Annotated in this window: 21 protein-coding genes, 1 tRNA gene, 2 rRNA genes, 1 other RNA gene and 1 other annotated feature; of the genes, 18 read left to right on the forward strand and 7 right to left on the reverse strand. The window is 41.1% G+C overall.

The features are described from left to right. Nucleotides 1-106: 106 nt before the first annotated feature. On the forward strand, nt 107-1,933 hold the full coding sequence (asnB, locus tag MKY71_RS00065; protein WP_340731197.1) for an asparagine synthase (glutamine-hydrolyzing): 1,827 nt from the start codon (nt 107-109) through the stop codon (nt 1,931-1,933). Between the two features lie 27 nt (nt 1,934-1,960). Here asnB and pdxR read toward each other — a convergent pair whose 3' ends face one another. Then, a complete protein-coding gene (pdxR, locus tag MKY71_RS00070; protein ID WP_340731198.1) occupies nt 1,961-3,358 on the reverse strand; it encodes a MocR-like pyridoxine biosynthesis transcription factor PdxR in 1,398 nt (465 codons plus the stop codon). Nucleotides 3,359-3,513: 155 nt separating this feature from the next. Next, nucleotides 3,514-3,727, forward strand: a binding site (T-box leader). 97 nt (nt 3,728-3,824) lie between these two features. Here pdxR and serS point away from each other — a divergent pair. The 5 genes from serS to MKY71_RS00095 all read left to right on the forward strand — a co-directional run bounded on the left by serS (nt 3,825) and on the right by MKY71_RS00095 (nt 9,282). Continuing rightward, a complete protein-coding gene (gene serS / locus MKY71_RS00075) occupies nt 3,825-5,117 on the forward strand; it encodes a serine--tRNA ligase (RefSeq protein WP_340731199.1) in 1,293 nt (430 codons plus the stop codon). 270 nt (nt 5,118-5,387) lie between these two features. Further along, nucleotides 5,388-6,164 (forward strand): enoyl-CoA hydratase/isomerase family protein, encoded by a 777-nt coding sequence (locus MKY71_RS00080; RefSeq protein ID WP_340731200.1) that lies wholly within the window; start codon nt 5,388-5,390, stop codon nt 6,162-6,164. Nucleotides 6,165-6,175: 11 nt separating this feature from the next. Then, on the forward strand, nt 6,176-7,342 hold the full coding sequence (locus tag MKY71_RS00085; RefSeq protein WP_340731201.1) for an acyl-CoA dehydrogenase family protein: 1,167 nt from the start codon (nt 6,176-6,178) through the stop codon (nt 7,340-7,342). 10 nt (nt 7,343-7,352) lie between these two features. Next, a complete protein-coding gene (locus MKY71_RS00090) occupies nt 7,353-8,204 on the forward strand; it encodes a hydroxymethylglutaryl-CoA lyase (protein ID WP_340731202.1) in 852 nt (283 codons plus the stop codon). Nucleotides 8,205-8,322: 118 nt separating this feature from the next. Then, on the forward strand, nt 8,323-9,282 hold the full coding sequence (locus MKY71_RS00095; RefSeq protein ID WP_340733590.1) for a 2-hydroxyacid dehydrogenase: 960 nt from the start codon (nt 8,323-8,325) through the stop codon (nt 9,280-9,282). Between the two features lie 432 nt (nt 9,283-9,714). Here MKY71_RS00095 and tadA read toward each other — a convergent pair whose 3' ends face one another. Continuing rightward, entirely contained in the window at nt 9,715-10,218 is a 504-nt protein-coding gene (tadA, locus tag MKY71_RS00100; RefSeq protein ID WP_340731203.1) for a tRNA adenosine(34) deaminase TadA, read from the reverse strand. Nucleotides 10,219-10,321: 103 nt separating this feature from the next. Here tadA and MKY71_RS00105 point away from each other — a divergent pair, with 103 nt between their 5' ends. From MKY71_RS00105 to MKY71_RS00115, 3 genes are all read left to right on the forward strand, one after another. After that, entirely contained in the window at nt 10,322-11,134 is an 813-nt protein-coding gene (locus tag MKY71_RS00105) for a hypothetical protein (protein WP_340731204.1), read from the forward strand. 112 nt (nt 11,135-11,246) lie between these two features. Further along, nucleotides 11,247-11,885: a deoxynucleoside kinase gene (locus tag MKY71_RS00110; protein ID WP_339196761.1), complete on the forward strand. Its 639-nt coding sequence runs from the start codon at nt 11,247-11,249 to the stop codon at nt 11,883-11,885. Continuing rightward, complete coding sequence (locus MKY71_RS00115) at nt 11,882-12,550, forward strand: deoxynucleoside kinase (RefSeq protein WP_339174622.1); 669 nt, start codon at nt 11,882-11,884, stop codon at nt 12,548-12,550. Before MKY71_RS00110 ends, MKY71_RS00115 begins: the two co-directional genes overlap by 4 nt. A 45-nt stretch (nt 12,551-12,595) precedes the next feature. Here the strand turns inward: MKY71_RS00115 and MKY71_RS00120 are convergent, their stop codons facing one another. Continuing rightward, nucleotides 12,596-12,973 (reverse strand): sodium:proton antiporter, encoded by a 378-nt coding sequence (locus MKY71_RS00120; protein ID WP_340731205.1) that lies wholly within the window; start codon nt 12,971-12,973, stop codon nt 12,596-12,598. A 153-nt stretch (nt 12,974-13,126) separates the two neighbouring features. Here MKY71_RS00120 and MKY71_RS00125 point away from each other — a divergent pair, with 153 nt between their 5' ends. Beyond that, on the forward strand, nt 13,127-13,747 hold the full coding sequence (locus MKY71_RS00125; RefSeq protein ID WP_339174625.1) for an RraA family protein: 621 nt from the start codon (nt 13,127-13,129) through the stop codon (nt 13,745-13,747). A 45-nt stretch (nt 13,748-13,792) separates the two neighbouring features. On the opposite strand, the gene MKY71_RS00130 is transcribed toward MKY71_RS00125, so the two are convergent. The 4 genes from MKY71_RS00130 to MKY71_RS00145 form a co-directional block, all read right to left on the reverse strand. Continuing rightward, complete coding sequence (locus MKY71_RS00130) at nt 13,793-15,061, reverse strand: cation:dicarboxylate symporter family transporter (protein WP_340733591.1); 1,269 nt, start codon at nt 15,059-15,061, stop codon at nt 13,793-13,795. Nucleotides 15,062-15,142: 81 nt separating this feature from the next. Continuing rightward, nucleotides 15,143-16,021 carry a response regulator gene (locus MKY71_RS00135; protein WP_340731206.1) on the reverse strand — a complete coding sequence of 293 codons (879 nt, stop codon included), beginning with the start codon at nt 16,019-16,021 and terminating at the stop codon, nt 15,143-15,145. Then, complete coding sequence (locus MKY71_RS00140; protein WP_340731207.1) at nt 16,021-17,283, reverse strand: ATP-binding protein; 1,263 nt, start codon at nt 17,281-17,283, stop codon at nt 16,021-16,023. Before MKY71_RS00140 ends, MKY71_RS00135 begins: the two co-directional genes overlap by 1 nt. A 165-nt stretch (nt 17,284-17,448) precedes the next feature. After that, a tRNA-Ser gene (locus MKY71_RS00145) sits at nt 17,449-17,541 on the reverse strand. A gap of 159 nt (nt 17,542-17,700) precedes the next feature. Between MKY71_RS00145 and ffs the strand changes: the two genes are divergently transcribed. The 8 genes from ffs (at nt 17,701) to MKY71_RS00185 (ending at nt 26,506) form a co-directional block, all read left to right on the forward strand. Then, an RNA gene (gene ffs, locus MKY71_RS00150) (signal recognition particle sRNA large type) lies at nt 17,701-17,968 on the forward strand. Between the two features lie 224 nt (nt 17,969-18,192). Beyond that, nucleotides 18,193-19,944, forward strand: a complete 1,752-nt coding sequence (gene dnaX / locus MKY71_RS00155; RefSeq protein WP_339174632.1) for a DNA polymerase III subunit gamma/tau — start codon at nt 18,193-18,195, stop codon at nt 19,942-19,944. A 25-nt stretch (nt 19,945-19,969) separates the two neighbouring features. Beyond that, nucleotides 19,970-20,284, forward strand: coding sequence for a YbaB/EbfC family nucleoid-associated protein (locus tag MKY71_RS00160; protein ID WP_339174634.1), 315 nt, complete (start codon nt 19,970-19,972; stop codon nt 20,282-20,284). A 70-nt stretch (nt 20,285-20,354) separates the two neighbouring features. Then, a complete protein-coding gene (gene recR / locus MKY71_RS00165; protein ID WP_079523431.1) occupies nt 20,355-20,951 on the forward strand; it encodes a recombination mediator RecR in 597 nt (198 codons plus the stop codon). Nucleotides 20,952-20,967: 16 nt separating this feature from the next. Continuing rightward, nucleotides 20,968-21,183: a YaaL family protein gene (locus MKY71_RS00170; RefSeq protein WP_339174635.1), complete on the forward strand. Its 216-nt coding sequence runs from the start codon at nt 20,968-20,970 to the stop codon at nt 21,181-21,183. Between the two features lie 84 nt (nt 21,184-21,267). Then, on the forward strand, nt 21,268-21,516 hold the full coding sequence (locus tag MKY71_RS00175) for a pro-sigmaK processing inhibitor BofA family protein (RefSeq protein WP_231918680.1): 249 nt from the start codon (nt 21,268-21,270) through the stop codon (nt 21,514-21,516). A 275-nt stretch (nt 21,517-21,791) separates the two neighbouring features. Then, nucleotides 21,792-23,346: ribosomal RNA gene (locus MKY71_RS00180) — 16S ribosomal RNA — on the forward strand. A gap of 231 nt (nt 23,347-23,577) precedes the next feature. Further along, nucleotides 23,578-26,506: ribosomal RNA gene (locus MKY71_RS00185) — 23S ribosomal RNA — on the forward strand. The 16S and 23S rRNA genes sit together here, the layout of an rRNA operon. The last annotated feature ends 55 nt before the right edge of the window (nt 26,507-26,561 follow it).

Consider the following 26,561-nt stretch of genomic DNA (forward strand, 5'->3'; position numbering starts at 1 on the left):
AATTACTTGTAGAAAAGCTTTTTTTTCGTCTAAAATCATTTTTTCGAATGGGACAATTTGTCGATAAACCATGCAAAACATACATTGATACATGGAGGGATTAATTATGTGTGGAATATCTGGTTGGATTGACTATTCGACTCACTTAGTAAATGAAGAAGCAATGATAAAAAAAATGACGAGGACGCTTTTACATCGAGGTCCGGATAGTGAAGGGTACTTTATAAGCAAACATGCTTTACTCGGCCATAAACGGCTTGCAATCATTGATTTAGTGACAGGTAATCAGCCGATGACTCGCGGCGATTTGACCATCGTATATAATGGCGAAGTTTACAATGCAAACGAGTTGCGTGAACAGCTTAAAAATTTAGGGCATTCCTTTTATACGACATCCGATACAGAAGTTATTTTAATGGCATATGTTGAATGGAAAGAGCGCTGTATGGAGTACTTAAATGGGATCTTTGCTTTTGCGGTATGGAACGAGCAGGAGCAGTCTTTATTTCTATGTCGAGACCGGCTAGGGGTAAAGCCATTGTTTTATTATGAGCTTCCGGATGGGCTATTGTTCAGCTCAGAAATAAAAGGGATACTGGCACATCCTGCTGTAAAGGCGGAAGTGGATGCAGAAGGACTTGCTGCTTTATTCAGTCTTGGTCCATCACGTATTGTGGGGCATGCCATATTTAAAGGAATTAAGGAAGTTAAGCCCGCATACGCAATGATGGTGCGGAGCGGTTTCAGAAAAAGCTGGCATTACTGGGATATCGAAAGTAAACAACATGAGCATTCAGAGGCAGAAACAATTGAAAATGTCCGGGAGCTCGTAACAAATGCAATTATTCGTCAGTTAATAAGTGATGTACCGCTAAGCACAATGCTTTCAGGTGGACTCGATTCAAGTATCATTACGGCGGTTGCAGCACAACATCTAGCAAAAGAGCAGAAAACATTGTCGACTTATTCTGTAGCATTTGAGGAAAATGACTATCACTTCACGAAAAACTCATTTCAGACGTCACAGGATGAATACTGGATCGGGAAAATGCAACAGGCATTTCAGACAAAGCACCGCCAAGTGACGCTGACCCAACAAGAGTTAGTAGATGCTTTAGAACAGGCAATGCGCTTAAAAGACATGCCGAGTATGGCCGATATTGATAGCTCATTTTATTTATTCTGCAAAGAAATGAAAAAAGAACATACTGTAGCGCTGTCGGGTGAATGTGCTGACGAAGTTTTTGGCGGTTATCCATGGTTTTATGAAGGGAAAAGAGAAACGATTTTCCCATGGCTTCGTTCTACAAAGGAACGTGAACAGTTATTTAAATCAGATTGGCAAAAACGTCTGCAGTTACCGCAGTTTATGCAAAGCACCTATGAAGAGGCGGTAAAGGGGATGCCGTCATTTATAGGGACTAAAGAAGAGCAGGAACGCCAGCAGCTGTTTTATTTAAATAACCAGTTCTTTATGCAGACATTATTGGAAAGAAATGACCGGATGACAATGGGTGCAAGTATGGAAGTTCGTGTACCGTTTGCCGATCATACAATAATCGAATACGTATGGAATATTCCTTGGGAAATGAAAAACAGCGGCGGCATGGAAAAGGGGATTTTACGAAAAGCGTTTCAGGACCTTTTACCGAAGGAAGTTGTGGAACGTAAGAAAAACCCGTATCCGAAAACGTACCATCCTAAATATACAGAACTCGTCCACAACCGGCTGGAGCAAATTTTACGGCAGAAACACTCCGTTCTTCATGAATTATTCGAGAAGGAGCAGTTAGAACGATTATTAGCTACAAACGGTCAATCATTTCATATACCTTGGTTTGGCCAGTTAATGGCAGGACCGCAACTCATTGCATACTTTATACAATTGCATGATTGGGTTGAACAATACCGGATTAATATTATTTCAACATAAAGAGATGTTCCTATATGGAACGTCTCTTTAACTTTTAGAAATTCCCCAAATGTCCATTAACTGATGAATGTTCGGCTCAATATCTGCAAGCTGTAAATTACCAAACCCTAATAAAAATGTCCTTTTGGAATAATGCTGCTCTGTTAAATAATAATTTGACAACGGTAAAATATGAATCCCGTGTTCACGTGCAATCTGTTGCAGTTCCCGTTCAGATTTCTCATGACGGAATGCAACAAGGATGTTCGTACCGGCAGCGTCTCCGGATATTGTTATTTGAGAGTAATGATTTGAAAAGACTTCAATACATTTATCATGTTTTTTACGGTAAATTTTACGCATCCGATTTAAATGTTTGGCAAAGTGTCCGTCCTTCATAAAATTCGCTAAAATATGCTGTTCAAAACGAGGAACAGTAGAAGAATAGTAATTAAAATGTTCCTGATAGCGCTGAACAAGTGTTGGCGGCAAGACGAAAAAGGCAACACGCAAGGATGGCATCAGAGATTTCGTAAAAGTACTTAAATAAATGACCCGGTCATTGGCATCAAGCCCTCTGAGTGCGGGTATGGGCTTTCCAATATAGCGAAATTCGCTGTCGTAATCATCTTCGATTATAAAGCGGTCCGGTGTTTTAGCAGCCCAATTTAATAATTGTGTGCGACGGTTGGCTGAAAGAACCGCACCTGTCGGGAATTGATGTGAAGGTGTAATGTAAACGACATTTGCATTTGATTTCTGTAATTCCTCCACTACAATACCATCTGTATCAACAGAAATCGGAATGGCGAGTTGCCCTAATTGATGACGGGGAATAGGTGAATAGCCTGGATTTTCAAAGGCAAGCTTAGAATCAGCATCTAAAATTTTTAAAATCATGGGCAGTAACTGCTCAGTACCGGATCCAATGACGATTTGCTCTGGCTGGCATTCGATGCCACGTGATTGGTGTAAATAGTTTGCAATTTCAATACGTAATGCAAGTTCACCTTGGCGTTCTCCTGTCTGAAGTAAATGTTTGAACGGCCTATCGAGCACGTCTTTTGCGTATTTTCTCCATATTGTAAAAGGAAAAGCTTCCTCATCAATTTTTGCAGAAGAGAAATCAATTTTATATTCCGTAGTTTTCGCTGTTTTTTTTATTTCATTGTTTGCTGTTTCACTTTGGCGGTAAGGTAATGAATCGATCTCTTCAACAAAATAACCGACACGCGGTTTTGACATAATATAGCCTTCCGCCAACAGCTGTGAATATGCAAGTTCGACGGTAGTTTGACTTATATTGAAAAAATCTGCAAGTTCTCTTTTGGAAGGGAGACGTACACCAACAGCGAGCTGGTTGTTGGTAATTGCATTTTTTATGCCGATATACAGTTGTTCATATAGTGGAATTGTATGGTCCTTATGAAGCTGAAAGAAAAGCACTTTACTTCCTCCTTATGTAACCTTATTGAAATTTCACTTTTAACTAATGTTGATAGTGTCAGAAAAGTATAGCATGATGTAGAAAATTAGTGAACGTTTTCATAGGAACTTGCAAATGTATATGGTTTTATAGTACAGTATGGTTAAATTTATAAATGAATTCGATGATAGGAAGTAGTAGCAAGCACGTTTTTTTTAGAGAGTCAGCGGTCGGTGGGAGCTGATAAAAACACTTGTGAATCCGTCCTTGAGATGCTTTTTCCGAAATAATAGTAGGTGGAAGCCGGCTTACCAAAGTCGTTAATTGTTAAGAGGAATAGATTTTTCTATTCAATTAGGGTGGCAACGCGGGTAGCTCTCGTCCCTTTCATAGGGATTGAGGGCTTTTTTGTATTTATTCCGCTAATACATTAACGCGTTAAAGTGCTCAAGATCATCATTTCATAAATTCTAGGAGGAAAAAACTATGTTAGATATTAAACGCGTCCGCGACAATTTTGAAGAAGTAAAACGTATGCTTCTTACACGTAATGAGGATTTAGGGAATCTCGATAACTTTGAAAACTTAGATACAAAGCGTCGTGAATTAATCGCTAAAACAGAAGTACTGAAAGCAGAGCGCAATAAAGTATCTGAACAAATTTCTGTTATGAAGCGCAACAAAGAAGATGCAACAGAAGTAATTGCACGTATGCGTGAAGTAGGCGATGAAATTAAAGCATTGGATGCTGAGTTAAACGCAATTGAAGAAGAATTCAAAAATATGATGATGCGTTTGCCGAATATCCCGCACGAATCAGTACCTGTTGGCACAGAAGAAGATGACAATGTGGAAGAATACACTTGGGGCGATGTACCGGCGTTTGATTTTGAAACGAAAGCACACTGGGATATCGCAAAAGATTTAGATATTGTGGATTTTGAGCGCGGAGCTAAAGTTACGGGAAGCCGTTTCTTATTCTATAAAGGTTTAGGTGCACGTTTAGAGCGTGCTTTACTGAACTTCATGATGGACCTTCATTCAGATCAGCATGGCTATACAGAAATGCTGCCACCGCAAATCGTTAACCGCGATTCACTGACAGGTACAGGCCAATTACCGAAGTTTGAAGAAGATGTATTTAAATTAGTTCGTGAAGAAGATGAAATGGATTATTACCTGATTCCAACTGCTGAAGTTCCGGTAACAAACTACTACCGTGATGAAATTTTATCAGCAGATATGCTTCCGCAGGCTTTCTCTGCATTCAGCGCTAACTTCCGTTCAGAAGCAGGATCTGCAGGTCGTGATACACGTGGACTGATCCGTCAGCACCAGTTCAACAAAGTAGAATTAGTGCGCTTTGTTAAACCGGAAGAATCTTATGAGCAACTTGAACTTTTAACTGGTCATGCTGAAAAGGTATTACAACTATTAGGTTTACCGTACCGCAAATTAAAAATGTGTACAGCAGATTTAGGTTTCACAGCTGCGAAAAAGTACGATTTAGAAGTATGGATTCCTGCTCAAAACATGTACCGCGAAATTTCTTCTTGTTCAAACTTCGAAGATTTCCAAGCGCGTCGTGCCAATATCCGTTTCCGTCGTGAAGCAGGAGCAAAACCGGAATTCGTTCACACGCTAAACGGTTCAGGTCTGGCAATTGGCCGTACAGTAGCAGCAATTCTGGAAAACTACCAACAAGAAGACGGTTCTGTTGTTATTCCAGAAGTGTTACGACCATACATGGGTGGCCTAGAAGTCATTACTGTAAAATAATTTCATATAAATTAAAAAAGTGTGTTGAATGAACAATTTCAACATGCTTTTTTCTTTTTAAAGAAGAAGTTAGTAATTCATTTACAATTTTATAGTATTTTGTTATATTCGAGAAAATAATATACATATTATAGTAAAAAAAGAGAAAAAAGATTCTTTCCTAATAACGCTAATATTTATTTCTTATTGCTCCCTCTTTCCATTAATACCCTCAGTCTCACAAAAAACTCACTTGAAAATAATGAAACTCCCAGGAGGATGATTGAACGAATGGAATATATCCAAGTTTCATATGAATATGAAGAAAAAATTGCGATTGTTACGTTAAACCGACCGGAAATGCGCCATGCATTTAATACGGAAATGGCGAAGCAGCTGTTATCTGTGTTTCAGTCATTCAATGAGCAGCCGGTTCGCGTCGTTATTTTAACTTCCTCTACTGAAGATGCCTTTTGTTCAGGCGCTGATTTAAAAGAGCGTAGAGGGATGAACGAGGCAGAATGGACAGAGCAGCATCATTTATTTGAACAAATGTTTCAGGCAGTAGCCAATTGCAAACAGCCTACCATTGCTGCGATCAATGGCTATACGCTTGCAGGAGGGTTTGAACTTGCATTGAATACAGATTTAATCGTAGCTGGTAAAAATGCAAAAGTGGGCCTAACTGAGGTCACTCGGGGTATTATGCCGGGCGGAGGTGGAGCACGATTACTGCCAAAACGTGTACCGCTCCATATTGCAAAAGAATGGCTGTTTACAGGACGAATTGTTTCGGCAGAAGAAGCACACAACGCAGGGTTATTTAATCGAGTTGTCGAATCAGAAGAAGTAATGAGTACCGCAATTGAGTTAGCTGAAAAAATTGCAGGCAATGCACCATTAGGAGTTCAAGGGGTAAAAAAAGTAGCAGAAATCAGTTCATTGGAAGCATCTGAGGCATTTCGGATTGAAATCGAAACATACAACGAGGTTATCGCTTCTGAGGATCGAATGGAAGGTATTTTAGCCTTCAATGAAAAAAGAAAACCTAATTTTATCGGACGGTAGGAGGATCTCATATGATGTTAACAGAGAATCTGGCATTTTTAGAAGAACTTCGTGAAGGTGTAAGAGCAGTTTGCAAACGATTTGAGGGTGATTATTGGCGTAAATTGGATGAGATCGACGGTTATCCGACCGAATTTGTGGAGGCAATTACTCAGGCGGGCTTTTTAGGGGCTTTAATACCAGAACAATATGGTGGTTCCGGTTTAGGAATACTGGAGGCATCTGTAATTTTAGAAGAGATTAATCGATCAGGCGGGAACGCAGGCGCGTGTCATGCACAAATGTATACGATGGGTACAATTTTACGGCATGGCTCTCCTGCACAAAAGGAAAAATATTTGCCGAAGATTGCGGACGGGTCGCTTCGTTTACAAGCATTTGGAGTAACGGAACCTAATACGGGTACGGACACAACAAACTTAAAAACGTTTGCGAGACGCGATGGCGACCATTATATCGTGAATGGTCAAAAGGTATTCATTTCTCGTGCGGAACATTCGGATTTAATGATTTTACTAGTGCGTACAACGCCGAAAGATCAATGCGTTAAAAAGAGTGAAGGCCTGTCCGTGCTAATTGTTGATCTGAATGAAGCAGTTGGAAATGGATTAGAAATACGCCCGATTAAAACGATGATGAACCATGCGACAACGGAATTATTTATCGACAATTTAAAGGTACCCGTAGAAAATCTGATTGGCGAAGAAGGAAAAGGATTCCGCTATATTTTAGACGGAATGAATGCTGAGCGGATTTTAATTGCTGCGGAATGTATCGGTGATGGTCGCTGGTTTATCGAACGGGCAACGAATTATGCAAAAGAACGCGTTGTTTTTGATCGTCCGATCGGCCAAAACCAGGGGATACAGTTTCCGATTGCCCAGGCGCATATTCATATTGAAGCAGCGGATTTAATGCGCATAAAAGCGGCGGAACTTTATGATCGTCAGCAAGCTTGCGGGGCAGAGGCCAATATGGCGAAGTTACTTGCTGCAGATGCATCATGGGAGGCAGCCAATGTAGCCATTCAAACATATGGTGGCTTTGGTTTTGCGGCAGAATACGATATTGAACGGAAATTTAAAGAGACACGTCTCTATCAAGTAGCACCAATATCAACGAACTTGATATTATCATACGTCGGAGAACATATATTAAAACTTCCAAAATCTTATTGAGGTGAAAATCATGCACTTTCCAGAGCAAGTTGAAATTATTGAAGTAGGTCCACGCGATGGTTTACAAAATGAATCACGCTTTGTACCAACAGAAGAAAAGAAACAATTAATCAAGCAATTATATGAAGCAGGTTTCCAGCGTATTGAAACGGCTTCATTTGTCCATCCGAAAATTGTTCCCCAAATGGCAGATGCACAGGAAATTACGGCATTTTGCAATGAACTGGGGATGGAATATATTGCTTTAACCCCAAATATGAAGGCGCTGGAAAGGGCAATTGATGCACGTGTGCCGCAGATTGCGGTATTTGTCGGGGCCAGTGAGACATTCAACCAAAAAAATATTAAGCGTTCCATTGAAGATTCTTTGGCGGAGTGCAGCGAAATGTTCCGGCATGCAAAAGCGCAGCAAAAGTTTATTCGCGGCTATGTGTCGATGTGTTTTAGTTGTCCGTATGAGGGCGCTATCTCCTATGAGCAAGTAAAACGGGTCGTAGCGCAATTTGTAAATGATGGGGCTGACGAAATTTCCATCGGAGATACAAATGGACAGGCAAATCCGCGCATTGTGTATGAACGGTTCAGTGCATTGAAAAGAGATTTCCCGAATACTACATTTGTGGCTCATTTCCATGATACAAACGGTTTTGCCTATGCAAATATTGTTGCGGCATTAAACGCAGGAATTGAAAAGTTTGATAGTTCGATTGCTGGACTTGGCGGATGTCCGTTTTCACCTGGAGCTACAGGAAATGTAGCAACAGAGAAAGTGGTGGAGCTGTTTGAATCGATGGAAGTAAAAACAAATATCCGTCTGGAAAAATTAAAGGATGTGGCAAATTTCGCTTATAGCTTAGTTTAAGGGGGGCTGAAATTATATAGGTAAATTAAGAAGCACTATGAAAATTGATATTTCTTCACACTGAAATTTTAAAAACAGAAATTATAAAATATTAATAAGGGGTTTTTATGTGACTAAAATGAAAAAATTATTTATAACACGAAAAATGCCAGAACATATGGTTCAACAATTAGTTCCGTATTATGAAATTGTTCAGTGGAATGAAGTATCGACTTCAGCCCCGGCTAAATTTACTGAGGAAGCTATAAAGGATGCGGATGCAGTGTGGTGTGTCGGGGGTGATTCATTCTCCTCTCAGGTACTGTCAAATGCAAAAAACTTAAAATTGGTCGCAAATTTTGGGGTCGGTTACAATAATTTAGATATTGATTTGATGAAAACGCAAAATATACTGGTTACAAATACGCCGAATGTTTTGAATGATGCTACAGCAGATCTGGCGTTTGCATTAATGTTATCTACTGCACGTCTAATTCCTCAAAATATGAAGTGTATTGAGCAGAACAAGTGGACAGGGTGGAGTCCTTACCAGGGTGCGGGAGTAGATATCTCGAATAAAAAATTAGGAATTATCGGTATGGGGAAAATTGGAGAAACTGTAGCAAAACGCTCTTTAGGATTTGATATGGAAATTCTATATTATAACCGTAATCGAAAAGAAGAGTTAGAAAGAAAGTATAACGCTACTTACTGTGATTTAAATACTCTCTTAACTCAATCTGATTTTATTATTATATTTACACCGCTTACTCCTGAAACAAGAAACCTTATTACTTTAGAGCAACTTAAATTAATGAAGTCCACTGCAATTTTAATAAATGTTGCCCGAGGTGGAATAGTAAATGAAAAGGATCTGTACATTGCCCTAAAGGAAAAGAAGATTTGGGCTGCAGGCTTTGATGTGTTTGAGGAAGAACCGATTAGTAATAAACATCAACTCCTTCAACTTGAAAATTTTGTGGCAACACCGCATATAGGAAGTGCTACAATAGGCACCCGTGATGCGATGATGCAACTAAATATTGATTCTTTAATTGCGTTAGTAAAAAATGAACCAATTCCCAACTTAATTTACTAGTAAAGCCTATAGATTAAAAAAATTACAACAAAAGAGCTGGGACATAACCCAAAAAGCTATTTTTCTCTTAGAAAAATAGCTTTTTTGCTGAACGTTAAAAATTGATTTCCATTCCAGGACGCTTTCCGCGGGTGTGAGGCCAACAGGATGTTGGTCGCAAAAGCGTTGACACAGACGTGGCGTTCTTAGCTTTTGTTCCTAGTTTCAGGCTTCACGCTATTCCCGCAGGAAGCTTTGCTTGTGACTGACGCTTACGCTTTCGTCACAGAGAAAATCTTGTAGCGAAAGGCGTAGCCGTCAGCACGAACACTCGCCCTATATTCCAATCAAATTTGCAATATATCCGTTTCCTAATAAAGGCTTACTTATTATTTAACAATAATTCATTTATGTCCCAGCCTATTCTTGTATTAATGTATCAATGAGAATTCTTTACTTTTCAGATTGTTGTTTTCTCGCTAACTTTTCTGCTTTTTTACGGTCGCGAAGCGCTTTGAAAAAGTCCGTTAAAATTTGTCCGCACTCTTCCGCCATCACACCTTCCGTTACAGTACATTCATGATTAAATCGAGGGTCATTGAGCAGACGGTATAATGAGTCGACACAGCCTGCCTTTACATCACGGGCACCATATACAACCCGTGGTACGCGTGACTGTAAAATGGCTCCTGCACACATCGGGCAAGGCTCAAGTGTAACGTATAAAGTAGTCTCTTCTAAACGCCAGCTGCCTATTTTGCTGCATGCTTCCTCAATAGCCATGCTTTCCGCATGTGTCAGTGCATTTTGGGTTGTTTCACGTAGATTATGTGCACGTGCAATTATTTCATCTTTATATACAATAACCGCGCCGATCGGTACTTCTCCAAGGGCTGCAGCTTTTTTCGCTTCTTCCAATGCTTCCTGCATGTAATGGTGATCTTTATTTTCGAGCATTCATCTATCACTCCTTAAAACCTAGTTTAGCATGCCATTGAATAGTTGGGCGACAAGAAATAAATCATGCTATGATGGAGGAAAAGTTTGAAGGAGAACAGCAATGAAATCATTTCAAACCTTGGAAGAAGTAAATAATTATTTTGAAACAGCATTGGCTGATCTAGATATTGAGTATGAACAGAAATTGTTGATGATTGAAAGTAATGAGCAGCAAGTAGCTCTTACATTGAAGAAGCAATATGAACAGCAAAAGGCTGCCATTGCACTGCAGCATGAACAGGAAGAAAACAAACTTAAGCAAAATCGTGATCAAGCAATCGAGAAAATTGAAATGTTATTCACCAACAAAAGAAAAGTTATATTGGATAACTTTAAAAACGCTTTTGAAGAAGAAAAGAAAAACTATCAAGTCAATAAGATGGAACTTCTTGAGCAAAAACAAGCAGAAGAACGCAGAAAGTTTCAATCCTACACTAACGAGCAACAAAAGCTACTATCACAATTTACATACGCTTCAGGCCTGACAGATGCAATGGAACGGGAAATCGATAATTTACATCAGGAGCTAACAGACATCTTGATAAAATATAATCAGCAGTTCGAGGATGCAGAACAGCTGTTTGAAGAGAGATGCCACGGGCTTGAACAAAGGCGTGATGAGGCCATCGAAACCCTCATCGACAATGAGGCTGCTTCACAAAGCCAGCTGGATGACCAGTTATTCGAGGCATTGCAGGATTTATCCGAAAAAACAGAGAAAAACTATGAGCAAATCGAACAAAATTTTATGGAAAAAGAACAGTCTCTTCAGGAAATGGTATTTACCCAGCAAGAAAAAATAAATGCTGATTATGATGAGCAGCGTGAAAAGTTATTCAAATTACAGGAGCAAGCGCTGGCACAATTTGATTAGTAGAAATTGGCTATGCACGAATTCGGTAAAATAGAATAGTTTACTTTGTTGTCTAAAGAACGTTGTGATAAAATTAAAAGCATTGACTATAAAAAGAGAAGGAGCACTTCTAATGTCTGTGCCATTTATAACAGTAGAAGGTCCGATTGGTGTTGGGAAGACCTCATTATCTAAGGCCGTATCACAAACGTTTGACTATCATTTATTAAAAGAGATTGTAGATGAAAATCCATTTCTAGGTAAGTTCTATGAAGATATTAGTGAATGGAGCTTCCAAACGGAAATGTTTTTCCTGTGCAATCGCTATAAACAATTATCTGATATTCACGAAATTCTTGGAGCACAAGGGCCAGTAGTGGCTGATTATCATATATTTAAAAATTTGATCTTTGCAAAGCGTACTTTGAAGCCGACAGAGTATGAAAAGTACGAGTCGATCTACCGAATTTTAACTGCTGATATGCCAAAGCCAAATATGGTCATTTATTTACATGCAAGCTTAGATACATTAATGAAACGGATCGCGATGCGCGGTCGTGAAATGGAAAAGAATATTTCACGAGAATATATGGAACAACTTTCAAGCGATTATCATCAATTTATCGGACATTTTGAAAAGATGCATCCAGAAATTCCTGTCATCTCATTAAATGGAGATGAGCTTGATTTTGTGAAAAATGAAGAAGATTTACAGTACGTACTACGATTAGTAGAAGAAAAGTTACAACAAAGGAGTTTGCATCAGAAATGAACTTAAGAGAGAAGTACAATATTCCTGCTAATGCAGTGATTACAATTGCAGGAACAGTCGGTGTCGGAAAATCAACAATGACAAAAGCGTTATCACATAGCTTAAACTTCCGTACCTCATATGAAAAGGTTGATACAAACCCTTATTTAGATAAATTTTATGATGATTTTGAAAAGTGGAGCTTCCATTTGCAAGTATATTTCCTTGCTGAACGTTTTAAAGAACAGAAGCGTATTTTTGAATATGGCGGGGGCTTTATACAGGACCGTTCTATTTACGAAGATACAGGTATTTTTGCGAAGATGCATTATGACAAAGGTACAATGACACCGACAGATTATGAAACATATACAAATCTGTTTGATGCAATGGTTATGACACCATATTTCCCGCATCCGGATTTACTTGTATATTTGGAAGGGCCAATTGATGATGTGATTGGACGTATTCATGAACGTGGACGCGAGATGGAACAGCAAACACCTCATTCGTACTGGGAAGAAATGCACGGACGCTATGAAGACTGGATTAACAACTTCAATGCATGTCCAGTACTGCGTATTGATATTAACGATTACGATTTAATGAAAAATCCTGCACAAGTTGAGGATGTCGTAGCACGTATCGGTTATATGCTTGAACAAACAAGTCATTTACGAAAATAATAAAAAAAGGACTGATTTCTGTATGAGAGCGGAAATCAGTCTTTTTCATTTTGTCCAAACGATAATAAAAATTGGGGTCATGATCAGCATAAAGACAAAAAAGCTCCATAAAACCTGTTTACCAGTCGTCATATTTTTAGGTTTCATACTGATGGATTCGTAGAGTTCATTCACTGCACGCTGTTCTCTTTCATAAAGCATTCTTTGGAAAGAAGCATAGTCTTCGATATATGATACCGGGTTTTCAAAATGAAAGCGAATCGCACGAATATCATCTGTAACGTCTTTATCTCGATGCATATATGTGATTGTAGGGGCAAGACCACCTGTCAGCCGGGCCGTAACTTGGATATCGAAGGTCTTCATTTTATAAGTTTTCTTCCCACTTTCATCCGTTACCGTTTCAATGAGCGAGTTGTTCAATATAGTTCCCTCCTTTTATTAATAGTATTCCCAATATAAGTATATTTGTAACGACTTTAAAAAATATTGCGAAGGAAAAGTTATATCGTTTATGCTTGTTGTAGTTACAAATTTTTACGGTTTGTAACAGTATAGCGAAAAGGGGATGGGAATATGACTTTATCGATGGTAGAGCGTTTACGGGCATTACCGACGACAGCGATTTCCGATGCAACAGGGGGACATACGAATGTAGCATCCGCAATTAAACCGCTTGCCGAACACTTTAAAATTGCCGGACAAGCAAGAACGGTCCGCCTGCCGGATGGGGAAAATGGCGCAGTACTAGAAGCAATCAGTCAGGCTGAAAAAGGGGAAATTTTAGTCATTGATGCTAAAGGCAATACGAATCGCGCTGTAGCAGGGGATTTTGTTATGCAACTGGCGCAAGGTGTCGGTGTACAAGGTTTTGTCGTGGACGGGGTTATTCGCGATATAGCAGCTGCAAAAGAAATTGATTTTCCGGTATTTGCATTAGGTACAACAGTGGCAGCAGGCAATAAACACGGTGGCGGGACAGTAGGCATAGCCGTATCTGTAGGAAACGTGGCTGTTCAAACAGGCGATTATGTAGTAGGTGATAGCGATGGGGTCGTTATCATCCCTCAGCAGGATGTTGAAAAGATTATTGAAGCTGCAGAAGCAAAAGTTGCAAAAGATGAAGAGCGTGCACAAGAGGCATTACATAATGGGGAAGCATCGATCCGCGCTTATTTAGCAAAAGTAGTGAAATAAAAAATGGCGTAGTGAAGTTATCGTTCACTACGCCATTTTATAATTTTATTTTAAGTTTGCAGCTTGGTATTCAGCAAATTGCTTCTCGTCGAAACGTTTTTCCCATTTTGCCATTACAAGTGCTGCCAATGTGTTACCTACTACGTTTACAGCTGTACGGGCCATATCTAAAATACGGTCAATACCTGCAATGAATGCTAAACCTTCAAGTGGAATACCTACAGAACCTAATGTTGCAAGAAGTACTACGAAAGATACCCCTGGAACACCTGCAATGCCTTTAGATGTTACCATTAATACAAGCATTAATGTAATCTGCTCCATAATTGAAAGGTCAATACCGTACATTTGCGCAATGAAGATTGCTGCAATCGCCTGGTAAAGAGTAGAACCGTCTAAGTTGAATGAATAACCTGTCGGGATTACGAATGATACGATATCTTTCGGTGCACCCATTTTTTCTGTTTTCAACATAATACGAGGTAATACTGTCTCTGATGAAGAAGTCGTATAAGCCAGTAATAGCTCGTCCTTAATCATGCGAATTAATTTAAAGATATTAATACCGAAAATACGGGCAGTAAGACCTAATACAACAATTACGAAGAAAATCATTGTTGCATAAACTAAAATTGCCAATTTACCTAATGGTATTAGGGATTCTACACCGAATTTGGAAACGGTTACACCTATAAGTGCAAATACACCAATTGGTGCGAACTTCATTACTAAGTTTGTGACCCAGAACATGGCGTCTGCGGTACCTTGGAAGAATGCGAGCACTGGTTTTCCGCGATCACCAATTGCTGCTACACCTAAACCGAAAATTACAGAGAAGAAAATAATTGCTAGCATATCGCCTTCTGCCATTGCATTTACAATGTTTTTAGGAACGATATCTACAATAATTTGCATTTTGCTTTTGTCTTCTTCAGCTTCCGTTGTTTGTACATAAGAAGAAATATCAGATTTCTCTAATGAACTCATATCAATTCCAGCACCTGGTTGGAATAGGTTAGCTGCTAATAAACCAACAACAATCGCGACTGTTGTAATAACTTCGAAGTAAATAAGTGTTTTACCGCCAAGACGACCTAATTGTTTCATGTCACCAGTTCCGGCAACCCCAACAATCAGTGTCGAAATAATAATCGGTACAACGATCATCTTAATTAAGTTTAAGAAAATATCGCCAAGTGGCTGTAAGTATGACTGTACATTTTCATTACCGAAGAACACAGCACCTACGATAACACCGAGTACAAGACCGATTAAAATTTGCGCGGCTAAACTAATTTTAAACTTTTTCAAAATATAGTTCCTCCTAAAAAATCAGATTCAGGACTAGCCTAAAACTAATTTTATTAGATACATACAAAATCCGACAAAAACCGACTAATCAACTTTACTAATAATTTCTGAATATAAAACTTGGATGAATTTTTTTATGTTCACTTTTGCTTTACGTTGCTCGTTTTTCTCTATTTGATTCATTAAATGACGGATATCCGTCAGGTCAAAATAGCGTGGGGTATAATATTCAAATTCAGAGTTTGTATAATCGACAATCCCTAAGTTCGCCAAGTTAATCATTGCGGCTAATATCGTTCGGCGTACACGCTGTTCAATCGCTTTACTTTCTTTTACAATATCGTCCGGCGTATTTTTCGTCAGCATGGCTACACGTTCATATACTTCCTTTAATGGAGGAAGCGGCGCAATTTTATGTTTTTCGATTAATAGCTGTTCAATAATTTTAATAATGTCTTCACTGCCGACTTCAGCGACAATGCCCATATCATTTAAGATCGACTGAATATGTTCCCGTGCCGTCTTCTTTGTATGTGTCACATCCGTAATATCAAAGTTTGTCAGGGACTGACGAATAACTTGCAAAGAATTTCTTAATAAGTATTGCTCAGTTGTCCGTTTTAATACCATTTGTACTTCGACCTTATTAATAGGCTTATGAATAAAAAATTCAATTCCTTTTGAATAGCCTTCAGCGACCATTTCTTTATTAACAACTTGTGAGATCATAATAAACTGACCTTTAAATCCATTTTGTTGAAGGCGTTCAATAGTTTCAATTCCATCCAACTGCGGCATAAGTAAATCAATTAATACAAACTCCGGCTGCATCATTAAAATTTGTGGAATGGCATCCAGACCGTTTTTGGCCTCTCCAATAACAGCTCCGAGTTCACAGTCGTTAATAATATTACTGAGCATCATACGGCTTGCCCGGTCATCATCTACTATAAAATAGCGCATTAGTAATTCTCCTTTTGAATACTTTTTGTAGGAATTTGCACAACAAAACAAGTCGATGTATTGCTCGTTACGTGAATATTCCCTTTAAGATTTTCAACAATTGTTTTTGTATGGGAAAGACCGATTCCTGTAGAACCTTGGCCTTGTTCGTTAAACTTGGATGTATAACCTGGATCAAAAATGATTGGTATGAGTGCTGCATCAATACCAACTCCATTATCTTCTACAATAAAAGAAATCGTATCCTGTTCAACTGCAACATTCAATGTAATAAATCCGCTCTCTTCAATTGCCTCCACAGCGTTAGCCATTAAATTATTCAAAATAGCAAATAGCGCTATATGATTTTTTGTTTGAAAATCATTTGGACAAATCAGTGTAAAGGAAATTGATTTATTTAAATAGGCTGCATAATTTTCATTTGCCTCCACAATAAAGCTTAGTAAATCAGTCAATAGAAAATTAGACGGGTAATTTCTCGACGTAATTTTAGAAATCCCGGCATGAATGCGTTCATTATCTTTTTTTACTTCATGAATTTCCTGGGCAATATGTAAAGCATCGGAAGCTAGCTGTGCTTCATTTGATTTCAGCTTTTTATAAAGCTGGTAACTGTTTGCTGTAAGTTGCTCGATTTGGGTCATCGTTTTTTGAAGATATAACGCTTCTACATATAGTTCCGAGTGAATCGTCATGAGCTGTTTCAGCTGTTTCTTCTGTTCCGACATCGTAATCATGCTGTAAATGCCAACAACAAAATAACTGCGCAGTAATCCAACGAGAATGAATAATAAAAAGGAAGTAACATTTTCCAAATCAGAAACAAGCAGAATGTCCGTTAATATATGTTCAATGGTGTTGGAGATTACTTCGGAAGCAGTTGCCAACAAACCAAGCGTAAGCGGTTGTTTTTTTAACTCGTCCAGCGGAATTAGCTTAAAGCAGAGTGCGAACATTATATAGAAAGCCCCTGCCGGCAAATGTTCAATAATTTGAGAAAGGAAGCTTTGTCCATATATAAAAATATCCAGTAACGATCGACCGACAATAACGATTAGTGCAGTCAATAAACCCGTAGATACAATCGGTATGGGACGAATCAGTAAAGCGAAAAAGAATATAATACTTCCTAAACCGAACCGAAAAGGTCCTTCTTCAAAAGGTATTATTTTAATTTCTCCACCAACAGCCGTCAATAAGCCGACAAGTAGCATAAATAGAAAAAGTTTAGTTGTTTTAATATGTGGCTGTGTTGATTCCAATTTTGATATACCGCCCTTTACAAACATGACATAGTACTTAATTGTACAAGAAAGTTATCTATAAATACAAAAAAGTACTATTTCCAACGAGTAGAAATAGTACTTAAAAGCGAATTTAGATATAAAAAAACCCGCTCAACTAAGTAGCGGATGAAAGTTCAAAAATGGAGGAGGTAGAGGGATTCGAACCCCCGCGCGGTGTTACCCGCCTGTCGGTTTTCAAGACCGATCCCTTCAGCCAGACTTGGGTATACCTCCAAAATATAAGATGTCTTTTCGACAAAGATTAATTTACCACGTAATCCGTTTTGCGTCAATAAAATTTGGATAAAAAAATCTCTAAAATTTTTGGATTGGAAAAAATTAATTAAAGCAATTCATTGCAATTTGATAGCTTGCTTAGTATACTAATACTTGCCGTGCTAGATGGGGAGGTAGCGGTGCCCTGTAACTTGCAATCCGCTCTAGCAAGATTGAATTCCTTTTCTGAGGCTGTCCGTATTGTTTGGCCTGCCTTTTGCACGTAGTGTTGACGGTTGGGTCCTGCGCAATAAGTACCCATGAACCATGTCAGGTCCGGAAGGAAGCAGCATTAAGTGGTATCACTTATGTGCCGCGGGGTAGCCTAACCCGAGCTGGCGACAAGAGTAACGCTTATGTGCGGCAGTCGAAGAAAGGTGCACGGTATTAAATTACCATTTCAAACGCATCCATCATTTATTGGTGGGTGCGTTTTTTATATGAAAAAAAGAGTTTAACTTTGGTCAATGTGCTATCAAATGGCTGCTGAATAAAGTATGTCCTGACGGATGTTACAGATTAATTATTCATCTCATTTCAAAAGAGTTTATACTTACTTTATGCTATACTGAATATATGTATTTTTAAATGGAAGGGAGAGGGGAAAGGTTGACATATCAAGCGTTTTATCGTGTTTATAGACCCCAGTCATTCAGAGAAATGTCAGGTCAGACACATGTAAAGAGGACCCTTCAAAATGCTCTCCTCGCAAGCAAGACAACACATGCCTATCTATTTTCCGGTCCTCGAGGAACAGGGAAAACGAGTACTGCAAAAATTTTCGCAAAAGCATTGAACTGTGAAAACGCCCCGGCAAGTGAGCCATGCAATGAATGCCCTACATGTATAAGTATTACGGAAGGTTCACATACAGATGTAATAGAATTTGATGCTGCTTCCAATTCGAGAGTGGAAGAAATGCGCGATATTATTGAAAAAGTCCGTTTTGCCCCGGCTAATGCACGTTTTAAAGTGTACATTATAGATGAGGTGCATATGCTTTCTACGAGCGCATTCAATGCATTATTAAAAACACTTGAAGAGCCACCTGAGCATGCGGTATTTATTTTGGCGACAACAGAGCCTCATAAACTACCAGCAACAATTATTTCCCGCTGTCAGCGATTTGATTTTAAACGACTTTCTTCTATAGATATAGTAGAGCGTATGAAGGTTGTATTAGAGGATATCGGTATGGGCTATGATGAGCAGGCATTAAAGGCAATCGCCCAAGCTGCAGCAGGGGGTATGCGTGATGCATTAAGCTTACTTGATCAGGTTGTTTCATTTAGTAATGAACACGTTCAATTGGACGATGTGCTTCTTGTAACAGGTTCTGTAAGCCAGGATGCATTTTATGATATTGCGGTTTCCCTTCAGGAAAAGGATGTTGCCCAAGTATTAGGTAGTGTCGAAAACCTGATTGCTGACGGGAAAGAACCATTACGCCTTGCGGAAGATTTTATTACGTTCTTCCGAGATCTGCTTCTATTAAAGACAGACGGTACGTTAGAGGAGTTATTGGAGTTTATTTCACCGGAAGAAAAGTTTTTATCATTAGCGGCTCAGTTTGAAGCTAATACACTTTACGGTTTTATCGATATTTTGGCGAAGACCCAGCAAGAAATGCGGTTTTCGCATCATACGAAAATATATTTAGAAACGGCCCTTTTAAAAATGGCTCAATATAAAGCATCACCGCAAGCGACGGCAGCAGTCGATCCGGCTATTGAAGGTAAGGTAGCCTCACTTGAAAGCCGATTAGGTCAACTGACTCAACAGCTTCAAAATGGTGGAGGGGGCGCACCTGTTCAACAAAAGGAACAGTCCCGCCAGCGTGTACGTCCACAAGGAAATCAATATAATGCTCCGACAGGCCGTATTCAGGAAGTATTAAAGACTGCAACGAAACCCGATCTGCAAAAAGTGAAATCTGCGTGGGCGGGTGGTTTGGCAAGCTTGCAAAAATCACATGCAGCTTTATTGGCGGATGCAGAGCCTGTAGCCGCAAATGCAAGTGCTTTTGTGATAAAATTCAAGTATGATATACATTGTCAAATGGTAGCTGACAACAATGCACTTGTTTCATTGTTTACACAGCAGATCGCTTCGGAAATAGGGATTCAATATGAGCTTTTATGTATACCGGAACCAGCTTGGATTCGTTTGCGTGAAAACTTTATAAATGAAAATGGCTTAAATCAAAAAAAATCGCCATCGGATGAAGTAAATCCGGTGGAGGATTTAAATGAGGAGCCCCCTTTCCTTGACGATGTTCAAGTAATGGAAGCGCAAGATCCGCTCATTACAGAAGCCGAAAAGCGTTTTGGAAAAGACTTTGTTGAGGTTATCGAAGAATAAATACACATTTTAAGGAGGAAATAAGATGCGTGGTATGGGTAATATGCAAGGCATGATGAAAAAAATGCAAAAGATGCAAAAAGAAATGATGGAAGCACAAGAGGCTTTAAATGCACAGGTATTTGAAGGTGCAGCAGGCGGCGGAATGGTAAAGGTAGTAATGAACGGCCAACGTCAAATGCTTGAAGTAAATTTAGATGAGTCTGTAGTAGATCCGGAAGATATTGAAATGCTTCAAGATTTAATGGTTATTGCAACAAATGAAGCATTGAAAAAAGTTGAAGAGACAACGAATTCTACAATGGGTAAATTCACACAAGGAATGAACCTTCCTTTCTAAGTTGAATCAAGTAGAACGTAGCGCACATCTCAAATATTGGGATGTGCCTTTTTAAAGAAGGGGGAACAGAATGCATTATCCAGAACCGATATCTCGATTAATAGACAGCTTCATGAAGTTGCCGGGCATTGGTCCGAAAACAGCTGCTCGACTTGCGTTTCACGTATTAACAATGAAAGAAGATACTGTATCGACATTTGCAAAAGCACTTGTTGACGCAAAACGTAACCTACTTTATTGCTCTCAATGTGGTCATATAACAGATATCGACCCTTGTCATATTTGTTCAGATAAACAACGTGATGTATCAACAATTTGTGTTGTACAAGATCCGAAAGATGTAATAGCTATGGAGAAAATGCGTGATTACCAAGGTCTTTATCATGTGTTACACGGTGCAATTTCACCGATGGACGGTATAGGGCCTGAAGATATTAATGTAGCTTCTTTATTGGGGCGCTTGCATGATGAGCGTGTCCAAGAGTTAATTTTAGCGACGAACCCGACAATAGAAGGGGAAGCGACAGCGATGTATATTTCCCGCCTTGTTAAACCATCAGGTATTCGCACTACACGTATTGCACACGGATTACCTGTTGGCGGAGATTTAGAATATGCAGATGAAGTAACATTATCAAAAGCGCTGGAAGGTCGTCGCGAGCTGTAATATAGGAGGAAGCCCCATGTTATTTTCTCGAAAAGGGAAACTCAAAAAAGAATTCGATGAGAAACTAGTTTCTTCTATTAAAGAGACAAAAGAAGCTTTACAAAGTGCGAAGGTAATTGAAGGATTGACCGACGATTATAACTTAAGTGTAATTGCCGAACGAAAAAAAGCCGAAAGCATACATTATTACTTATATAAAGAAGCGCGTGTACGTCGTGTATTAATTAAATAATCTTTTAGAAATAAGAAGCGAAGCAGTTGCATATGTTACCACTAAATAAAAAAGGATGGTGCTATGCAATACATAGTTATAGCTATGGTGTGTTTTGTTGTCTTGTTTCTTTTTTTATTAAACAAAAATGCAAGAGGGAAAGTGTGGGAGTACTTTGCCTGGTTCTGGTTTAAAATTGCAGTTGTTATCGTCGTTCTATTTTTAGGGAACTTAATGATTGGGGCAGCAGGGTTTCTTTTTTATGTGCCTATCAACTTCTTTTCGGTCCTTACAATCGCTATCTTAGGCATTCCTGGTATGATGTGCGTAACATTATTAATACTATTTAAATAAAAATAATAAAAACTATTGCTAAGTGAATAATATCGTGATATATTATTATAAGTCGCAACGACGACAACGAATATCGAAAAAACATTTCAAAATAAATGTTGACATAACATTATAAGAATAGTAAGATATAAAAGTTGTCACTTAAACGACGCAATGAACCTTGAAAACTGAACAAGCAACGTTAATGAAACAAGCTTCTTAAATGAAGCAAACAATAGATTTCAACTTCTAACGAAGTTGGATCGCTAGCAAAGCAAATGAGCTTTCAAACTACTTTTATGGAGAGTTTGATCCTGGCTCAGGACGAACGCTGGCGGCGTGCCTAATACATGCAAGTCGAGCGGAAATTTTATTGGTGCTTGCACCTTTAAAATTTTAGCGGCGGACGGGTGAGTAACACGTGGGTAACCTACCTTATAGATTGGGATAACTCCGGGAAACCGGGGCTAATACCGAATAACACTTTTTAACACATGTTTTAAAGTTGAAAGACGGTCTTGCTGTCACTATAAGATGGACCCGCGGCGCATTAGCTAGTTGGTGAGGTAACGGCTCACCAAGGCAACGATGCGTAGCCGACCTGAGAGGGTGATCGGCCACACTGGGACTGAGACACGGCCCAGACTCCTACGGGAGGCAGCAGTAGGGAATCTTCCACAATGGACGAAAGTCTGATGGAGCAACGCCGCGTGAGTGAAGAAGGATTTCGGTTCGTAAAACTCTGTTGCAAGGGAAGAACAAGTAGCGTAGTAACTGGCGCTACCTTGACGGTACCTTGTTAGAAAGCCACGGCTAACTACGTGCCAGCAGCCGCGGTAATACGTAGGTGGCAAGCGTTGTCCGGAATTATTGGGCGTAAAGCGCGCGCAGGTGGTTCCTTAAGTCTGATGTGAAAGCCCCCGGCTCAACCGGGGAGGGTCATTGGAAACTGGGGAACTTGAGTGCAGAAGAGGATAGTGGAATTCCAAGTGTAGCGGTGAAATGCGTAGAGATTTGGAGGAACACCAGTGGCGAAGGCGACTGTCTGGTCTGTAACTGACACTGAGGCGCGAAAGCGTGGGGAGCAAACAGGATTAGATACCCTGGTAGTCCACGCCGTAAACGATGAGTGCTAAGTGTTGGGGGGTTTCCGCCCCTCAGTGCTGCAGCTAACGCATTAAGCACTCCGCCTGGGGAGTACGGTCGCAAGACTGAAACTCAAAGGAATTGACGGGGGCCCGCACAAGCGGTGGAGCATGTGGTTTAATTCGAAGCAACGCGAAGAACCTTACCAGGTCTTGACATCCCGGTGACCACTATGGAGACATAGTTTCCCCTTCGGGGGCAACGGTGACAGGTGGTGCATGGTTGTCGTCAGCTCGTGTCGTGAGATGTTGGGTTAAGTCCCGCAACGAGCGCAACCCTTATTCTTAGTTGCCATCATTCAGTTGGGCACTCTAAGGAGACTGCCGGTGATAAACCGGAGGAAGGTGGGGATGACGTCAAATCATCATGCCCCTTATGACCTGGGCTACACACGTGCTACAATGGACGGTACAAACGGTTGCCAACCCGCGAGGGGGAGCTAATCCGATAAAACCGTTCTCAGTTCGGATTGTAGGCTGCAACTCGCCTACATGAAGCCGGAATCGCTAGTAATCGCGGATCAGCATGCCGCGGTGAATACGTTCCCGGGCCTTGTACACACCGCCCGTCACACCACGAGAGTTTGTAACACCCGAAGTCGGTGAGGTAACCTTTTGGAGCCAGCCGCCGAAGGTGGGATAGATGATTGGGGTGAAGTCGTAACAAGGTAGCCGTATCGGAAGGTGCGGCTGGATCACCTCCTTTCTAAGGATTTTTCGGAATCATTCCCTTGGGGAATGAAACATTAACGTTTGCTGTTCAGTTTTGAAGGTTCATTCTTAAATGAATGAAATACTTCAAAACACTCGTTCTTTGAAAACTGGATAAAACGACATTGAAAGCAATAAATCAAATTTCTATTTTATAGATTTTTAAACAAGTCAAGCAATTGACGTGTAAACTTAAATCTTGGACTCGTTCCAAGTGTTAACTTTTGGTTAAGTTAATAAGGGCGCACGGTGGATGCCTTGGCACTAGGAGTCGATGAAGGACGGCACTAACACCGATATGCCTCGGGGAGCTGTAAGTAAGCTTTGATCCGGGGATTTCCGAATGGGGGAACCCACTATCTTTAATCGGATAGTATCTTCACGTGAATTCATAGCGTGTCGAAGACAGACGCAGAGAACTGAAACATCTAAGTACCTGCAGGAACAGAAAGAAAATTCGATTCCCTGAGTAGCGGCGAGCGAAACGGGAAGAGCCCAAACCAAAGAGCTTGCTCTTTGGGGTTGTAGGACACTCTATACGGAGTTACAAAAGAATGAACTAGACGAAGCGACTTGGAAAGGTCCGCGAAACGAGGTAAAAGCCCTGTAGTCAAAAGTTCATTCCCTCCAGAGTGGATCCTGAGTACGGCGGAACACGTGAAATTCCGTCGGAATCCGGGAGGACCATCTCCCAAGGCTAAATACTACCTAGTGACCGATAGTGAACCAGTACCGTGAGGGAAAGGTGAAAAGCACCCCGGAAGGGGAGTGAAATAGATCCTGAAACCGTGTGCCTACAAGTAGTTAGAGCCCGTTAATGGGTGATAGCGTGCCTTTTGTAGAATGAACCGGCGAGTTACGATTACGTGCGAGGTTAAGTTGAGAAGACGGAGCCGCAGCGAAAGCGAGTCTGAATAGGGCGAATTAGTACGTGGTCGTAGACCCGAAACCAGGTGATCTACCCATGTCCAGGGTGAAGGTGAGGTAACACTCACTGGAGGCCCGAACCCACGCACGTTGAAAAGTGCGGGGATGAGGTGTGGGTAGCGGAGAAATTCCAATCGAACCTGGAGATAGCTGGTTCTCTCCGAAATAGCTTTAGGGCTAGCCTCGTGATTGAGAATACCGGAGGTAGAGCACTGTTTGGACTAGGGGGGCATCTCGCTTTACCGAATTCAGACAAACTCCGAATGCCGGATATTTATACACGGGAGTCAGACTGCGAGTGATAAGATCCGTAGTCAAGAGGGAAACAGCCCAGACCACCAGCTAAGGTCCCCAAGTAATCGTTAAGTGGAAAAGGATGTGGCGTTGCTTAGACAACCAGGATGTTGGCTTAGAAGCAGCCATCATTTAAAGAGTGCGTAATAGCTCACTGGTCGAGTGACGCTGCGCCGAAAATGTATCGGGGCTAAACGATTCACCGAAGCTGTGGATGCATACTTTGAGTATGCGTGGTAGGAGAGCGTTCTAACAGCGTTGAAGTCAGACCGGAAGGACTGGTGGAGCGGTTAGAAGTGAGAATGCCGGTATGAGTAGCGAAACATGGGTGAGAATCCCATGCACCGTATGACTAAGGTTTCCTGAGGAAGGCTCGTCCGCTCAGGGTTAGTCGGGACCTAAGCCGAGGCCGATAGGCGTAGGCGATGGACAACAGGTTGATATTCCTGTACCACCTCCTCACCGTTTGAGAAATGGGGGGACGCAGTAGGATAGGGTAAGCACGCCGTTGGTTGCGCGTGTTCAAGCAGTAAGGCGTGTATGTAGGCAAATCCGCATACTTTAACGTTGAGCTGTGATGACGAGCTCGTATGAGCGAAGTTCCTGATTTCACACTGCCAAGAAAAGCCTCTATCGAGGTGAGAGGTGCCCGTACCGCAAACCGACACAGGTAGTCGAGGAGAGAATCCTAAGGTGTGCGAGAGAACTCTCGTTAAGGAACTCGGCAAAATGACCCCGTAACTTCGGGAGAAGGGGTGCTTCTTTGGGTGCATAGCCTAGAGAAGCCGCAGTGAATAGGCCCAGGCGACTGTTTAGCAAAAACACAGGTCTCTGCAAAACCGTAAGGTGACGTATAGGGGCTGACGCCTGCCCGGTGCTGGAAGGTTAAGAGGAGCGGTTAGCGCAAGCGAAGCTGTGAATTGAAGCCCCAGTAAACGGCGGCCGTAACTATAACGGTCCTAAGGTAGCGAAATTCCTTGTCGGGTAAGTTCCGACCCGCACGAAAGGCGTAACGATCTGGGCACTGTCTCAACGAGAGACTCGGTGAAATTATAGTACCTGTGAAGATGCAGGTTACCCGCGACAGGACGGAAAGACCCCGTGGAGCTTTACTGTAGCCTGATATTGAATTTTGGTACAACTTGTACAGGATAGGTAGGAGCCAGAGATCTCGGAGCGCCAGCTTCGAAGGAGGCGTCGGTGGGATACTACCCTGGTTGTATTGAACTTCTAACCCATGCCCCTTAGCGGGGTAGGAGACAGTGTCAGGCGGACAGTTTGACTGGGGCGGTCGCCTCCTAAAGAGTAACGGAGGCGCCCAAAGGTTCCCTCAGAATGGTTGGAAATCATTCGTAGAGTGTAAAGGCATAAGGGAGCTTGACTGCGAGACCTACAAGTCGAGCAGGGTCGAAAGACGGGCTTAGTGATCCGGTGGTTCCGCATGGAAGGGCCATCGCTCAACGGATAAAAGCTACCCCGGGGATAACAGGCTTATCTCCCCCAAGAGTCCACATCGACGGGGAGGTTTGGCACCTCGATGTCGGCTCATCGCATCCTGGGGCTGTAGTCGGTCCCAAGGGTTGGGCTGTTCGCCCATTAAAGCGGTACGCGAGCTGGGTTCAGAACGTCGTGAGACAGTTCGGTCCCTATCCGTCGTGGGCGTAGGAAATTTGAGAGGAGCTGTCCTTAGTACGAGAGGACCGGGATGGACATACCGCTGGTGTACCAGTTGTCTTGCCAAAGGCATCGCTGGGTAGCTATGTATGGACGGGATAAGTGCTGAAAGCATCTAAGCATGAAGCCCCCCTCAAGATGAGATTTCCCATTACGCAAGTAAGTAAGACCCCTGAAAGACGATCAGGTAGATAGGTTCGAGGTGGAAGTGCGGTGACGCATGCAGCTGACGAATACTAATCGGTCGAGGACTTAACCACATTTTATTGCATAACTCAATGAAACGTTTATCCAGTTTTGAAAGAATGAAAATTC

This window comes from Solibacillus sp. FSL W7-1324, assembly GCF_038008025.1.
GTDB lineage: Bacteria > Bacillota > Bacilli > Bacillales_A > Planococcaceae > Solibacillus.